This is a genomic window from Gilvimarinus sp. DA14 (assembly GCF_024204685.1).
In the GTDB taxonomy this organism is placed as follows: domain Bacteria; phylum Pseudomonadota; class Gammaproteobacteria; order Pseudomonadales; family Cellvibrionaceae; genus Gilvimarinus.
Genome location: NZ_CP100350.1, coordinates 2825281 through 2842927, shown reverse-complemented (window position 1 = coordinate 2842927; position 17647 = coordinate 2825281). Strand labels below are relative to the sequence as shown.

The 17647-nt window shown below is 51.2% G+C and carries 2 protein-coding genes; both read right to left on the bottom strand.

The genetic code is table 11. From position 1 onward, the window contains the following. Positions 1-66: 66 nt before the first annotated feature. Positions 67-594: a hypothetical protein gene (locus tag NHM04_RS12410; RefSeq protein ID WP_254264104.1), complete on the bottom strand. Its 528-nt coding sequence runs from the start codon at positions 592-594 to the stop codon at positions 67-69. Next, positions 578-17614: a hemagglutinin repeat-containing protein gene (locus NHM04_RS12405; RefSeq protein ID WP_254264103.1), complete on the bottom strand. Its 17037-nt coding sequence runs from the start codon at positions 17612-17614 to the stop codon at positions 578-580. Before NHM04_RS12405 ends, NHM04_RS12410 begins: the two co-directional genes overlap by 17 nt. Positions 17615-17647: the final 33 nt, after the last annotated feature.

The window sequence follows — 17647 nt, the reverse complement described above, 5'->3', positions numbered from 1 at the left end:
GAAATCGAAAATAACCAAACCACCCTCAAAAATCAACGACCCCATATGTCTCGCGGACCTCGAATACTAATAATCAGAAAATAAGTCTGTTTGAACTAAAAAGCTACCGTTATGAGTTCCTCGATAACCCGTATACCATACCCAATAGAGGTTATGTTCTCGAGAATCTCTAAAGAGCTCTAGTTCTATTTCGCCTAGCGAAGATTTCATCTCAACAGAGATCTTCTTCGTAGGATGGGACCCACTAACTTTAGGAGGGACATTACGACTAACAAAATCTTCCACCAGCTCCTCACCTGATGAAAAATCAACACTGTTAATCTTTACAGAAAAGTTATGACCACTAGCTATTTCATCTATTTCATTAATAACAGCTATGGCTGAAAAAGCTTTAAGTAAAAAACTACCTCCCCCTATTAACGCTAGATTTACAACAAAGGCTACAGCAAAATTAACTGACTTTTTTCTATTTCTCCTGAACACCTTAAAATATACTGATATTATAAAAAAGATCACCAGAGGAAAGCAAAAAATGGCAACAATGACGCCCATAACCTGATAAATTTCAGAAATAAAATCAATCATCTTTTCCACTTTCTCTTCTTTGGTCTTTTATGTTTAATATCGGCCACGTATATGTGACGTGACCTGAGTAGGTTATCGGAATGTCGGCAGGCAAAAAGTCTAACCCCAAGGCCGTATAGTTTCCCGTAAACCCATCACCAAAGACTTTTCCTTTATCCACATCCAAAATTAAGTCACCCCCCACTTGAGTTTGCCCAGCCCACCTTTCAAGGTCAAATATATTATTTGCAGTAGTACTCTGATAAGTAATGTTAACACCACCACTTCCGGTATCGCCGCCACCTCCAAGCGTGAAATGAATCGCAGCATTGCCATGATGGTCCCAGTTATAGCTGAGCGCAGCAGTAACTCCTGGCCCCATACCTAAATCTCCTCCCAAAGCTATTGTCCGCGTCCCCAAAACTACTGGCCCTGAAAGAGAATATACGCCATCGCCATCAACAGGGTAATACATTCCAATATTATCTCCGATGGTATCCTCCAACCTAATACCCCCTACAATTTCACGGTTGATATCAGAAATATTTTGATTGCTAAATGCGATGGCACCATAAAATTCTGGACTAGGTAATATTGGTTCATCGAGCATGGCTTCGGCACTATCAATGCGCTCTTGATTCGAAGCTAGAGTGCTGTCGTAACCTTCTCGACGCGCTAAGTCTTCTTCTTTCACTTTTAAGTTTGACGCAAGTTGTTGCGCCGCATCGTCATTCGCAATCAGAGGCATACCGTTGTATTCGGCACCGACGATCGCACCCGTCTCATCATGAAGGAAATCTAAATTTTGTGCGGCTTCCTCACCATATCTAGCTGCGACTTTAGCCGTTTGCTCTTCGATGATTTCGTCATTACGGCGCTGCATGGACGCGGTTAACTGGGGTGGCGGCTCGGATGTAATGCCTAATGTTTTTTTCGTCTGTTCCCACCCTACTGCAATTTCCTCTGGATTGGCTAGCTGAGAAACCTTATGACCCATAGCGGTGTAAGTATCTACCGCTACAATATCCTTCAGGTTACTCCCCCAACGCTCAAGCGTATTTTCGTTCTCCGCCGTCTCCGGATCATCCTCCGCAAACAACCCACCAATCGCTTCAATCGCCGTACTACTCACATACACATCAACGTTAGTAGAATCCTCTTTAGTAGTAACCTGCGCACTATCGACATCCCGGTTTAAACCCGACAGATCGACATCGGGGTCGTCGCGTACAACGATATTGCCATTACCCACGGTGGCGTAGTTGGTTTGACGGTAATCGTGATCGGCGTAGTTACCCTGCGCTGTCCAGCTTGGTCCTTGCTCATCTTGGCTGGCACCGGTGTTGCTGTTGGCACCGGCATCGCCACCGGTACTAAAGCCAACGTTAAGGTAGAAGCTCTCATATTCGTCGTGATCTTCAATGTCACTGAAACCGATGGTGCCGGTATCCAGTACCAAGTTACCTTGGTCTTCGCCGTTTTCATCGATGTTGGCGATCAGTGCGCCGTCGATTTGAGTGTGACCACCGACATTTATGTTGACGGATTCAGAGCCAATGATGCTGGTCTGCTCGCTCACCCAGGCGCTGGAGCCTTCTGTTTCACCGTAGCCCACGCTAGCACCGCCGGAAACCCCAGCACCGACTGTAATACTGGCGCTCACGTCCCATTGTTCGCCTTCCACCATGCCAATATCTTGTACCGAAGCCACGGTAAGGTTGTTGCCCACATTCATGTCGACGGTGGCACCCTGTAAGTTGCCGCCCTCAATGGTGGTGTCGTTAGCACTAGTGATACTGAGATTATCCGTGGCAGTAATGTGGCTGTTTTGACGCGTCGTTGTCGTGCTGTCTAACTCACTCTCACCCATGGCCATATTGGCGGTAAAGCCAATGCCCTCTGAGCCAAAGTTAATACCCGCCCCGGCGCTTAAGTGCTCTGAATCCGAACTGGAATCTTCCAGCCCTTCAGAAGCATTAATCGTGACATTGTGCCCGGCAAGCGCAATATTGGTGGCGTTCATGTCGCTACCGGTCACGGTCAGCTCGTCTTCAGCGGTTACATTGAGGTTGCCACCGGCATTGAGCACCGAGCCTGTGTTGGTGATGATGGTATCCGTGAGGTCAGATTCAGACTGGCTAAACCCGGCGGTAAGGCTGGCATTACCGCTGGTGGCCTGTAAGGTCGCCCCGACTTGCAAGTATTCAGTGCTGTTGGTGTTGGTGTAAGTATTATCGGCAGCAAGGATATTGACGTCTTTGCCGTCTATATCAATATCACCTTCGGCATTGACGGTGGAGCCGCTTACCGTAGCCGTATTACCGGCGTCGATGGTGACATTACCACCGGCCGCAAGGTTTGATCCTATCGCCTCTTGGCTGTCGGCGGTGTTGCGGGTGGTGGTCGTGGTTTGCCCAAGATGAGCGCTGGCACTAGCGCCGATATTGCTGATCGCATCGGCGGCTTCCATTGCTCCGCTGGCATCACTGACAGCATTGTCGCCACTGCCAAGGGCGCCAATCGTATCTACCGCATCGCCAATATTGTGATTAGCACGGATAGTTAAACCGTCTTTAATCAGTGTGTCTTCTGTCGCAGTGGAGCTTCCCTCTACGCTGGTGACAATATTGATATTGTTTTCGGCTGAGAGAGAAATGTCGTCTTCAGCCGCAACATTACTGCCGGCAATGGTAATGTCATTGCCCGCATCAAAGACTGCATTGGTGCCAGCATTTATCAGGCTACCGTTACTTTGCGCAATAGAGCCCTCTAGCCCCTGTTCTTCGGTTCGATCACCACTAAAGAACGTAACGCCGTTGGAGTCAGTGCTTAAACTCATACCCGAACGAGTCACGGATTGACTTTCACTTTGCTGACTGTTTGAGGTAGCGGCGGTGACGTTGATATCACCGGCGGCCTTAATACCCACCGCTTTTCCGGCGTTCACTAGGCCACCTTGGATATTTACATCATTACGCGAATTAACGGTGACGTTATTGCCAGCGTTAAGCACACTACCAATGGACACCTGATTAATATTGTCCGTTTCATTTTTATCTTCTTTGCTCCACGATACTGAGCTGCTATCAATATTGAGTGAGAAGGAGCGGCTGGTGTGCTCTTCTTTATGGTAGGTGGTTTCATTCATCGCCAGCAGATTTAAATCGCCGCTGTCGTCTGTCAGACCAGTTTGGATTTCTATATCCTCACCGGCGTTAACACCACTTGCCGCCAAGGTGGTGGTACGGCCCGAGAGTATTGTCGCGTTGTCACTCGCCGTAACCGATGTACCGACTTGAAGCGCTGCCCCATCGGTGACCTTGTCGCTACTACCGCTAATACCACCAAAACCACTAGAGCGAACGCGTTCAAACGATGTGTGCACTTCTTCAGAAGCCACTAAGTTGACATCCTGACCTGCACCGATGGTGACATCCGTACCGGAAATATTGCCGCCCACTATGTTTACATCTCGGCTCGAGAGCAGATTTATCTGATCATTTTCTTCATCCAACGCGGTATTTATAAAAACTTGCCCGCCTGCCAACACGTTATTACCCACGACAGTTTCATCGTAGCTTTCCGACTCGCGGGTTTCACTGCGGCCAAACGATTTATCTTTACGTTCATAGCTATAGTGATACTCAGAATCCGTTACCGCCACCAAGTTTGTATCGCGCTCGGCGTGCAAACGAATATTGCCGTTTTCGGAAATAACATTGCTGCCAGTTAAGTTAATATCTTGACCGGCTTTAAGGCTAACACCCTGATCACCAATAACATTGGCTTGGGTGTGGGTTATTACCTCGCGCTCGCCTTTACGGTCACCATAATCGAAACGACTGTGCCGGCTATTGGCGACGGCCTCCAGGTTAATATCGCGGCCTGCGCTTATTGATGCAAAGCCACCGGCACCAAACTGAGTACCCTCGGCATTGATATCGCGCCCGGCATCGACTAATAAGTCGCCGCCGCTTTGAATGTTCGCAACCTGATACTCAACCCGGCTGCCTTCGCTGTCGTGATGGAGGGATTGATAAGTAGATTTTTTCTCTATCGCTTCAAGCTGAATGTCATTGCCCGCCCGAAGGGCAATAAATGAGTCGGCAGAAAGGGAGCTTCCTTGCAATTCAAGGTTGTTGCCTGCATCCAGCGACAGTGAGTTATGAGACACAATCACCGAGGCTTCACCCACTTTGGTTTTTACACCCTGGCTCCAGGCCGTGCTGTATTCAAGTTGTTCGAATTCGGTTCTGTTAACTATGTCGCCCAGTTCGGTAGTTAGAGCAACGTCTACGCCTTCAAGGTAGCCTTGCTGGTTAATAATATCCTGCTGCGCCGTCAGGCTAAGGGTACCGCCCGACACCATATCGGCCACCGAGCTGTTGATAATACTGCCGCCCTCAGAGTTTACCCATAACCCCCGGTCGGCCCCCAGCGAACCAAGGTTGGTAACATCGCCGCCTGCGGTTAGCTCTAACAAGTCTGCCTGTAAGGTGCCGGTATTAGTCAGTGTTTCACCCGCCGTTAACCCTAAACCGCTTAAAGAGGTGAGGTTGGCATTTTGATCAATTGCACCATCGGCCGAAAAGTTCATGGTGCCGCGGCTGCGAACATTTTCGTTAAACGTTATGTTACCGCCAGACTCAACATACACATTACCGCCCACACGAAGGGCGCTGTCATTCGCCAGCATGTCATCCTGACTTAAACTTGCCAGATACAGCCGGGGAACGAGCACAGTTTCTCCGTTTACTTCTTCCTCTACCATCCAGACGATATCGTCGGTAAGGCTGGCCGCTTGATCTGCGGTAAGCGCAATACCCACGGCCAGCTCCATCGAGCCATTGGCGGCGATGGCGTTGTCCATCAAGTGCTGCATGCGCGCTTCGTCGCTCACGCCGTAAGCGCCAAAACTCAGGTTGGCCTGGCCCACTAGCGCCTGGTTGACCAGCTGGGTTTCATAAAAGGCATCCCCCAACCGCTTTTGGGTTTTATCCGGGTTGTAGCCAATGGCGTTTAGCAAATAGTCCGAGCCCAGAAAGTTACCGTACTCGGTGTATTCCGGGCGGGTCTCTACCAGGTATTGCCCTTCGGGAGCGGTGTTTTCAACGTAAAGGCCGCCTAAGTGCTCGGGGTTGTAGTCAGCCGGCGCGGTAGAAATTTCAACGCCCGTGGGGCTTTGCGCCCCCGAGGCGTCGGGTTTTTTCGGGTCCACCATCACGTATTGGCCACCCGGGGTTAGCACCACTTCTTTGCCCTGTTCGGCGGCGCGGCTTTTAAACTCGGCCAGCTGATCTGTATTTTCCGCCGGTAACGTGTGGCTACCGCCTTCAGTATTTGTGTTGCTGGCCTCCACCTCGGTATTACCGTCTACCTGGGTACCGGCTACCGGGGTGGATTCGCCATCTGCCAATGCTTGCTGCTGGGCGCCGGTGCCATCCACACCCGCATCGCTGCCTTGCGCCTGCTCAGCAGCGGAAACTTCTGGCTCTGGTGTGTAGCGTGCAATTAAGTCTTGCAGTTGTTGTTGTACAAAGTCATCACCCGCTTCGGCGCGCTCTTGCGTGGGCCGCGCCGTAGAGGCAGCCGCTTGCTGGGCCTGAGCCTGCTTGGCCGTGGCATCCTCAGCTTGGCGAGAAAGAATGTTTACGTGTATTTCTTTGTCGCCACCGGCTGTGGCATCGCCATCGCGCCCGGTTTCCTGGTCTGCATATTGCCGTTGCGACTGGTTGGTATTTCCTTTCTGACCGTTTCTACCGCCGTCGCCTGTTACGCTGGCGTATTCATCTTGTTTGTCTTGGAGGCGGCCAACCGTTTCAGCGGTGTTGTTGACATTTATTGAACGCTCGTCCACTCCGTCAAGACTACTACTTCCCTCAAATGAAATATCCTGCTCAAAGCTGGCCGCCATACTTCCCGCAACGTTAATTTGGCCGTACTTAACATCGGCGCCTTCGACGGATTCTTCCTGATTGCGGTTTTTATAGCCAACAAATCTGTATTCCTCCCTGTATGTTTCCATACCGTTCGCATCAGTATCGTAGGCATCATACTCAACATGGTATTCATCGTAGGTAGTGGTAATTACATCAGTTTGATCTTTAGCGGTATTAAAACTGGCCAGCTTCGCCCCCTGAGCGGTGAGGTTTCCGCCAACAGTGATATTTCCAAAGGCATTGATCACATCTGCATTGTAAAAAGCCATGTTGCCACCGGATGAAATTAATCCGGCTCGTTTACCCTCCGTTCTAACCACAGTGGTGAAGTACTCTTTTTCTGTTACGAGCTTCTTATCGTAAAACTGAAGGTCTTTCTGTAGAGGAACGCTGCCAGGATGAAAACCTTCCGTGATAGTCATCCCGGATAGCAGTGCTTGCCCCTCTGAAGTTTCTGCCCCGTTGCCCCATTTCTCCTGAAACGCGACATAGGTACTGTCTTCAGTGGTATCGGTTAAGCCCAAATACTCTTCACTGACCCCCTCTGTCGAGTTGACGACGCTTTGGGCCGACAAGCTCATATCTGTTGAAGAATTGATAGTTCCGCCGGTATTTTGAATAACGTTGGCGCTGCTACCCGCAGACTTACCTCCGATACTGATTGTGCCTAAAGACAAGATATCGGCGTAGTAATTATTTAAGGTGTCGCTTACTCCCAAAGTCATGGAGGTGCCGGAGTACAATACGGCGTTGTTCTGGTTGGCAATATTATCGGCAAACAGCTCAAGATTATTTCCCGCGCGAATAGAATGATTGTTTAGTACATTCTCGGCGTTAACAATTACGTTGCTTGAGCTTTCAATGGTGCCGCTATTATTCAGGTTTCCGGTAATGTTTAGCTCCGCCGTAGCGCCACTGCTGATCACAGCCGACACATCATTGGTTAAACCTTGCGAAGTTAACGTGACATCCCCGTTGGCTGATATAGTGCCGCCATTAAAAATACTGCCCTCGCTGGCAAGAATGAGGCTACCCTCACTGACTAAGGATTCGTTGGCACCAAGGTTAACGCTATTGATTACCTGAATATCCAACAGGCCCTTGGCCTCAATTTTCCCGCTGCCTAAATTGAGGGTATCCATGTCCAAGTACAGAATATTATCTGACGCGAGCGTACCGCTATTGGAAAAGTTAGAAGTCTTTACTTCTAGTGCCTCAGCCGCACTTACCGTACCGGCATTGCTAAAGCTGCCGTCTTCCGTATCAATAGCAAGCACATTACCGCTGTCCACCTGGCCGGAACTAGCGTTGTTAAACGATTGTGCATAAACACTGAGAAAACCCCCTGCGGATATGTCACCGGCGTTGCCAAGGGCCTGAGTGGTTTGCAAGGAAAGGTTGGCGTTGCTGCGAATATTACTGTCAGAATCGCTCTGGTATTGGTTAAAGGTTAACCCCAGCAAGCCTGTGCCGGTAAAGGCCAGGGTGCCGCCGGTGTTATTAAACGTATTTGCCACATCCACGTTAAAACCAGAACCACCTGCCGACATAGTGGCAGAGTTAGTCAAGCTGGAAACCATAATTTCACTAGTGCCAGAGCCGGTGCCAATAATTCTTGCCTGGTTTGAGTTAGTCAGCGCACTGGTATTTATGTCCAGCACAGCGCCAGAGAGTAGGCCTTGATTGTCGTTTTCAATAGGGCCGCCGCGTAAGCGCAAGGTACCGGCGGATTGTATTTTGCCACTGGTATTGTTTAGCCCAGAGTCAGCTGTAACCGTGAGCGTGCCACCGGTGTGTTGAATGCTGCCATCGGTATTATTAAGAGCGCCGCTGGTGGCGACCGAAAAACTGGCGTTATTGGCGATAATACTACCGCCTTGGTTATTAAGACTTCCTACGCTGATGTAACCGCTGCCGCCACTGGTAGACAGTATTTTACCGCCGCCGGTGTTATTAAGCCGCGAGGCGTTTAGCTGCACCCGGCCACCTTGCAAGTGACCATGGTTATTTTCGATAGTGCCATTGGTATCAATATCCAAAACGCCATCGGCAATCAGAACGCCTTGCTGGTTATTCACCGCGGCACTGATGTCGATATCGCCCTGGGAGTAAAGGGTGCTGCCAGTGTTAGTAAAAGTACCCACTCCGGTAATGCTAATACGCTCGGCCGCCGATACCGTGCCCGCGCCGGTAATGCTACCGCTAAGTTGCGCAGTGCCCGCGGTGGAAACTGTGCCGCCGCTAATGTTCATAACACCGGCATTGCCCAGTTTTAAAACCCCGGTACCCGCATGAACGATGCTACCCGAATTGATTACGTCCCCCATAAACGATTGATTTTGGCTGTTGCTGGCCAAGGTTGCGCCGGTTCGGTTAGTCAGTGTGGCCACGGCCAAATCCATCGAACCCGACGTGCCGGTAGCGACCAATTGCCCGGCATTGTCCAGGGCATTACCGCTTAGTTGAATGCTGCCGGCCTCTATCCGACCGAGGCTCTGGTTCACCAGAGTGTCAAAGTCTGTCCACTGCAAGGTGCTGGCACTGATAACGCCATTGTTATTCAGCACAACGCCGCTGGCTGCCAAAGTACCGCCGGTTTTTAGGGTGCCGGCAGGTTCATTTGTGCTTTCACTCTGAGAGCTGGCGACACTTTGCACAGCAGCAGCGCCCGGCAACAGGCCATTGTCGAGTTGGGTGGTGTTTAGGGTAAAGGCGCCCGTGCCATTGTGGGCAATATCGCCACTATTGCTAACGCGGCTGGCAGTTATTGTGGCGTTTTGTGAATCGGTAACGATAATGCCACTGTTATTTAGCGCACCGCTGGCGGTAAGGTCAAAGCCAGAGAAGGCGGTGATACCACCCGAATTGTCTATTTGCCCTCCCACGGTTACGCTCAGTTCTTCGCCGGCACGGATAATAGCCTGCCCGGCGTTAATCACTGCTCCGGTAATATCAAGAGTCATATCACCATCGGCCAGTAAGTTGCCTGTGCTGTGCAAGTCGCTGGCGCTGACGTGAATATCCCCTGTGGAGGCTACGGTGCCAGTAAGGGTGAGGGTATCGGGGTGGTCGAGATTAAACAGTCCGCTACCGGTGTGAATAACGGTACCGTTTTCGTTGTCAATTTCACCAAACACAAAATCCCAATGGGTGGAGCTGTTGCGCACGGTGCCGTAGTGATTGCTAAATTTATTAACATTTAAGCTCAGGGTGTCTTCACCCTCGCCCACCGAAGCCACAATACCCTGATTGGTGTTATCCACCCACTGGGCGGAAAGGTTTAGGGTATCGCCGGCGATATAGCCTTCATTCGCGTTGTGAATTGTGTTTTCGGCGGTTAAGGTCACGCCCCGCCCCGCAATGGCGCCATCGGTGTTATCAATACTGGCAGCGTTTAACGTAATGTCGCCTGCCGATTGAATCACGCCGCCCGCGTTGCGCAATACGGATTCACTATTCGCGGTAAATAAACCTTGGCCGCGGTGCTCGATGATACCCCCGGTGTTATCCAGCTCAAGCCCCACGAGCGATAGATCGTGTTGGAACACCTGCAACGAGCCACCATTGCGGTTATCCAAAAGTTCGCTTTGCAGCGTAAAACTGCCACTGCCTTCACCCATAGCAATCAAGGTGCCGGCGCGATTGTCTATTTGATTAATATCCAACGACAAAAATTCTTGCCCTTGAATGTAACCGCCGCTGTTACTCAGCTGCTCTGCCGTAAGGGTAGTGTGCTCGGCGTTGATAATCGCCTGGCGGTCATCTTCACCCGATGGGGCAAAGGCATTATTGATAATTTGTGCGCTGTCGATGAGCAGATGATTTTCGGTATTAATCTGGCCGCCGGTGTTGTTCAACACACTTGCAAGCTTCAGTACCAAGTTGCCCTGGCCTGCTTGTTCGATAAAGCCGCGCTCGTTTAGCAAGGTGTCAGCCTGGATGGTGACGGCCCCAGACTCTGCCAGCACCGCGCCGCGCGAATTATCCAGAGTGTTTTGCAGCGATAGCGCTATGGCGTTTTCCGAAAACACCGAGCCGTCTGTATTTATTAAGGTATCAGCGTTAATGTTCAGGCCGGTCGCGGCTTGGATAATTCCGTTAGTATTATTCAGTGCCGATGCATCCACATTCACGGCACCCTCTGCACGTACTTCGCCTTCGCGGTTATCCCAGTTGCCCTGCGCCACGGTGATCGAGCCGCCCGAATACACCACCCCCTGGTGGTTAACCAGCCCATTAAACGACAGCTCACCTTCGCCCAATGCGGCGACAACGCCCTGGTTGATTACTTGTCCATCCATGTGATTACTGGCGGAGTGGAGCTGCAGCCGCGCTCCGGCGTTGTTTTCCAGGTTGTTGCCGTTGAGGCTAAACGCATTGTTTTGTTCCGAGGTAACCATCAGCAGGCCACCTTCGTAGCTGCCGTCACCAGCGGGCGTGGCCTGGTTGCGCAACACACCAGAGCGCAACGAAAACTGACCAGTCTGGACGGTGCCAAAGTTAGTGGCCGTTTGAGCATCCAGGCTCATCCAACCAGCATTGATAAAACCGTCAAATTGGTTTTCCATTTCAGTGGCTGAAATTTCAATGCTATTCGCTGCCAGTGTCCCGCTGTTGGTAAAACGCTGCTGCGCTTGAACCTCGATATCGCCATCGCTGACGATAACGCCGTCGCCACTATTCCAGTCTGCGAGACTTTCAAGAGTGAGTGTGCCGGCAGCGGCGTGATAGAGAGTACCGCTTGCGTTATTAAACCCGTCAAGCTGCAAGGTCTGATCAGCCGAATGAATTTCTAAGGTGCCGTACTGGTTATTCCAGGTGCTGCCACTCCAGAAAAAGTCGTCCGTTTGGGTGGATTGCGATAGCACCAAACCGCCATCGGTGTTTTGCACCTCGTCGACGTTTAACGATAAACCTTGCCCGGCCACCAAAGTACCGCCTTGGTTATTCAAACGAGTAGCGGATACCTGGGCAGCACCGGCCACCTGAATCAATCCTTGTTGGCTGTTGTTTACGTCGGTAGCGTCAAGCTGTAAGGCGCCTTGCGTCGCCACCTGGCCAGCGCTGTTGTCGATATCCGATAGCGTCAGTACGCCATTACCGGTATGCAACAAAGTGCCTTGCTGATTGATAAGCGCCGCGCCGATAGACAAATGCTCTCCGTGGGCTTCAATCAGTCCGCCGCTGTTATCTACTTGGGCGGCTAGCAGCCGCAAGCTTTCGCCCTGCTCGCCAGTGGCCAGTATGGTGCCTTCGCGATTCGTCAGAGCATGGGCATCCAGCGTCAGCTGTTGGCCCTGTACCGTGGCGGTGTTGTTGAGTGTATTCGCATCAAGGGTAAGAGTATCGGCACTGAGGTAGCTTTGCCCGTCGGCATCGGCTCGGTTGATGACGTCGGCGGCCTCAATTGCAAGGTTCGCGGCAAGAATCGTGGCGGTATCGTTTACCAACTGCTGAGTGGTAATGCCTAAGGTATTGGCGTTGATTTCTCCGGCCAGGTTGTTCAGCTGCCCCGCCTGAATATCCAATGTGCTGGCACTGAGCAGACCTTGCTCGTTAATCAATTCGGCGGCCGATAAGCTAACCGCCCCGCTCCCGGTACCGGCTATTTCGCCCTGATTATGTAACTGACCTTCGGCAATTACCGTCAGCTCGCCATCACCGGCCAATACTCCGGTATTGTTCAGGGTATCGGCCTCAAGCCGCAGCGTTTGGCCTTGTGTTTGTGCCACTACCCCGCTGTTGTCTATTACCCCGCCCTGTACGGTGGCCACACCATTGTAAGATTCAATATGACCACTGTTGCTCAGTGTGTCTGTCGTAATCGCAAGCTTGGATGCAGCTTGCTCATCAGCCGCCAGCAACAACCCGTGGTTAACTGTCTCGGTGGCGGACAGCACAAGCTCGGAGGCCTCTACCCGGGCGTATTGGTCATTCACGAAACGTGCGACGGTAATGTCTATCCAGTCGGCATTTAGCCAACCACGCACTTGTTCGTTTGTCGAGCTGTTAGTGATGGTGTCAGCGCGAATGCTGATACCGCCATCGGCCAGAATCTGGCCCGCGTTATTCTCAAACGTGTGGGTATCAACCACCAAATTATCAGCCGCTTGAATCACACCCTGGTTAACAAGGTCAGTAGCAGCCGTTAGCTGAACATTCGCTTCACCGGCAATAACAGACTCGGCGCCGTTGTTAATACGCCCTGCAGTAACCGCCAACTCACCTGCGCCACTGTGAACAATTTGGCCGCTGCCACCATTGTTTAGCTCATGTGCATTAATGGCAAAGCTACCGCCCTCTACCTGTAAGCTACCCGCGGTGTTATTGAGCGAAGAGGTTACCGCTAGTGTGCTGGCCTCAAGTGAATTTGTGGCCAGTAATAGCCCTGCGGTGTTATCTACGCTATCGGCCGCAATACTGAAATAATCCGCACTGATTAATCCGTTTGCGTTGTGCAGTGCCTCAAGGGTGAGGCTAAGCTCCGAGGTGGCAAGCCGACCTTGGGTATTATCAAAGTTCGCAATATTTGCACGGATTTGCTCATCCGCTACTAATAAGCCATCCGCCGTGTTATTTAGTGAAGTTGCGGTAATGTCCAGCTCGGCCGCTGAAGAGATAACACCACTGGCGTTATCCAATTGTGCTGCTTGTAAAAGCAGTGTCTGCGCCGCGCTTACTTCACCGTTGGCGTTGATGAGACTATCAGTGTCGAGCGTCAGGTCGTGGCCGGATGCGATTACACCATCGCGGTTATCGAACGCATCGGTCGCCACGGCCAAATGAGTCTGTGCCCCCGAGGCAAGCAATAACCCTTGCGAATTAATAAGTTCGCGCGCCTGCACGGACAGCACACCACCATAACTTTCAATGCGCCCTGTGTTGGCCAATGTATCAACATTAAGCGACGTACCGGAAGCGTCTTGCCCGTAGCCGATCACGGTGCCAGAATTTACGAAACTATCTGCAAGAATGTCCAGCTCACTGGCCTGAACAATACCTTCTTCGTTATTTAGTAGTTGTTCTACCTTAGCTGATAAATTCTGAGCACTGATAAGGCCGGTATTATTCATTTGGTTTGCGTTCAGGATTACGCCGGTGCCAATGACCTCCCCCTGGTTACGCAACTGATGAGCTTCAATATTTAGATCGTGAGCGGCCTGAATCACCGAGTCGTTGACAAGGTTTGTTACATTGATATTCGCCGCTTGGCCTAGAGATACCACATAGCCTTCGGCTTCGTTGTGTAACTCATTTGCCTGTATTGTGAGATTGTCTTGGGATTGAATGACCCCGGCGTAATTAACAATGCCCTGGGTGGCATTTAAGCTTGCTATGCCCTCAGCGACAATCTCCCCCGAGGTATTGTCAATTGACTGCGCCGACACACTTAATGAGCCTGCGGTGTACACCTGGCCACGGGTGTTATCCAGCGCCTGCTGCTGCAGCGATAGCATACCCTGCCCCTGGTGCAGCAACCGCCCATCACGGTTGTCTAGGTGGGTATCACTCAAATCCAAAGTCACACCGTAGCTTTCCAGTAAACCACGGTTAATAAGCTCATCCACATAAAAGCTCAAGGCTTCGCCCTGCTGCGAAAACGCGGATACCACGCCGTGGTTAGCAAACTTTGGCGTGGTAATGGTGACGCTGTGGCCACTTATTTCACCGTCTAGGTTATCGATTTCTTCCGCGTTCAGGGTGACATTAGTCGCAGCGGATAAAACACCCTGCTGATTCAAAAATGTCTCAGCCTGAATATGAATGTCGCTATGGGACGATAGTTGCCCACGAGTGTTCACGACCTGATTGGCCGCAAGTGATAAGCCGCCTTCACCAAACGAGATAATCTCGCCGTCGGTAAGATCGAGTGTGTTTTCAATGGTAAAGCTTGAATCGGAATCAGAAAACAGATGAATGCGACCGGCGCGGTTGTTCAGCTCGGACAAATCAAAAGTCAAGCTGCCGCCCGATTGCAGCAGGCCCTGTTCATTGTTAAAAGCATTTACCGTTAAACCCAGATTTTTACCCGCGCTGATTTCACCGCCGCGGTTATCGATTACCGATGCACTGATATCCAGACTTCCTGCGGTATAAAGCGTGCCGGTACGGTTATCAAATACATTGCCGGTGGCAACAGAAAGCCGCCCTTCACCGTGGTGAATAATACGGCCGCCCTGTGTCTCGTAGGCGATATCACTGAGTTTCAGGTTATGGGAATAAACCTCTAGCAGGCCCGTATTGAAAAAGCTGCCGACGCTTAGCTGAAAGTCCCGATCGCCCGCCCCTGAGGAAAGAATCGCCCCCGCGTTGTGTATATCTGTGGCATCAATGCTTAGCGACTGAGCTTCAATTAAGCCGCCATTGTGATTGGTAAGCTGATTTAATTCGAGGCTCACATTGTCGCCGCGCAGCTGGCCATCATTCGCCAGCTGATCTGCGGTAAAAGTGAAACTGCCTTGGGATTGGAGCACACCGGTATTGCGCAAAGACCCTAGTGCATCAATCTGTAAGACCTGGCCGGATACAATAACCCCGTTGCGATTATCCAAAGCATCGCTCGCAGCAAAAGACAGAGCCACACCACTTGCGCCAGAAACTTCCCCGCCGGCGTTATCTAGCGCAACAGTTTGCAAATTCAAACCATTGGCAGCCGAGAGCAACCCGGATCGGTTGCTGATACTGTGCGCATCCACGGTAATATCAGAGGCTGCCAACTGACCATCGTCATTGACAAGATCATCGGCGGTGACAAACAAAGCATCGCCATTAATGACGCCGAGACGATTGTCCAGGCTGGAAATATCCAGGCGAATGTCGCCCTGGCTGCTAATAACACCGTCGCTATTGTCAGTATTGCTTGCGGTAAGATTGAAATCGCCGTGGCCGTAATGGAGGATGTCGGAGTCGTTATTGATTAAGCTTTCGGCAGCGACATCAAAATTCTCACCCTGCGTCTGTATGCTGGCGCCTGCAGTGTTGCTGATAAGCCCTTCAATGTTCAGGCTCAAGTCAGCCTGCTCACCGTGAGCGAGCAAAAGCCCGCCCGCGCTTTGATACTGAGCGGCATCAATATGTAACTGTTGCGCTTGAATGCTGCCCCGGTGATTATTGATACTTTGCAACCCACCGGTGAACGAGTCGGCTGACAGCAGGCCTTCGGTATTTGTCAGGTCGGTAGCGTTGAGCGTAAAGGTCTGCGCGGTGATCGCCCCCTGTGTGTTATTTATATCATTTAACACACTCAGCGTTAGCTCACCCTGGGTGGAGCTGATGGTGCCGCCGGTATTGTTCAGGCCACCCGTTGCGGAAAGCTGTAACTCACCTGCGGAATGAATGCTTCCCTGCTCGTTGTCAATGTCGCCCTGAATTTGAAGCGAAAGGCCCGAGCCTTCCGTATCGCTCGCCAGCAGAACACCGCTGCGATTATCCAACCTACCGGCATTTACACTGAGGGTTTGTGCATCAATAAAGCCTGCATCATTGACGACGCCGTCTGCACTCAGCGCTATGCGCTGGCTTTTAATTTTCCCCTGCGAATTTTCTATACCTCCTTCAGCCACCTGGATGCTGATAGCCTCGGCGCCAAACAGAGTACCTTGCGAATTATCTATGTCGCTATCAACATCAATAAAAAGCTCGAACTGATCCGATGTATAAATCTCTCCGATGTGATTGTCCAGCACATCGGCGGAAAGCTGCACATTGCCACCTTGGGCCTGAAGCACACCGGCGCGATTACCAATTCGCTCGGCAACTTCAAAATTTATCCCCCCGCCGGATACGATGTGGCCGTTATTATTGTTCAGCGACTGCAATGACAGCGACAAATCTTCCGCGCTGTATATAAAACCGGAATTTTCCAGGTGATTAACGCCATTCAAGCTAAATCTTGCTTCAGGGAGTAGTGAGCCATCCTCCGCCAGGCCTGCGTATACATTCCCTTGCTGGACGATACGGTCCGACTGCAATGACAGTGAATCTTGAGCGGCTAGCATGCCAGTATTGGTGATAGTGTCGCTTGCAATAAGCTCCACTGTCGGCGCGTACACTTGCCCATCGGCAATGACACTCTCAGAGGCGGAAGCAATGGTTACGGCTTGATTAGAGACCGCATTTTTTAGGCGAATGTCGCCATCTGCCGAAATTTCCAGCTGCTCAACCGATTGAATTAAACCCTCGCTGTTAACGCCCAAACCTTTTTCGGTACCTATCAGGTGGATGCTTTGTGCGTACATTCCGCCCAAAGCCGCGACGTCCAGCGCAACACCAGACGGTGTAGAGCCTTGCGAGTTTTCGGTCGAGCTGATAACACCGTCGCGGTAAGAGAAATAGTCGTTACCGGTAAATACGTTAACCTTTTTACCGTAAAGACTGGCATTAATAGTTGCCATGCGCGTTACGATATCGAAACGGTCAACATTCGAGGCGTTGATGCCATCGCCCTGGAGCACAAAATCACCGTCACCCAGAGTAAAGCCATCCAGGTTGCCGTTTATCATATTGGCCCGGCCAGTGACTAAGGTTGCCCGGGGAATATTGATAAACCCGCAGCCATCACAGGTAATGCCATTTTGGTTTGCGAGTACAAATTCTGCGGCTTGGCCTGCTACTTCTATATGACCCAGCAGGTTGGAGCGGGAGGCGCCAGTTACCTCGGTTAAAATTATATTGGCCAAACCGCCAGTTAAATTGCGGTTACCGTCGGTCCAACCGCCTAACTGGGTCAGTACCGGTGCGGTGCTATTGTTTAAAATAAGGCCGTTTTCATCGACGTTAAAATCCTGATAGCGGTTATGAGATACTCCCGCCGAACTGGCCTCGGCAATATCCACCACCAGTGTGCCGTTAGAGGATTCTTTTAAACGGGATTGATTACGAGCGGGGGCAGAGTGATCGACAACCACCCCCGCGGACATATCCGCTGAAACTTTTTGCGCACCCGTTCGCCGAGAACTGGACTTTTGGACCGCACCGGTTTGCATGGCTTGCTGCATTAACTGGCGCATTCGAACTTCATCGGCGCGCTGCCTTTCTGCCAGGGCGGGGTTGGCAATCATGGCGATAATGACAGAAAGAGAAATAATCCGTGTTTTGTTTTTGCGTTCCATAGTGCGCTCGCGAACTGTGTTGTTTGGTTATTT

Excerpts from the sequence above, each read along its gene's own strand:
- NHM04_RS12405 (WP_254264103.1), bottom strand. The coding sequence starts at position 17,614 with ATGGAACGCAAAAACAAAACACGGATTATTTCTCTTTCTGTCATTATC.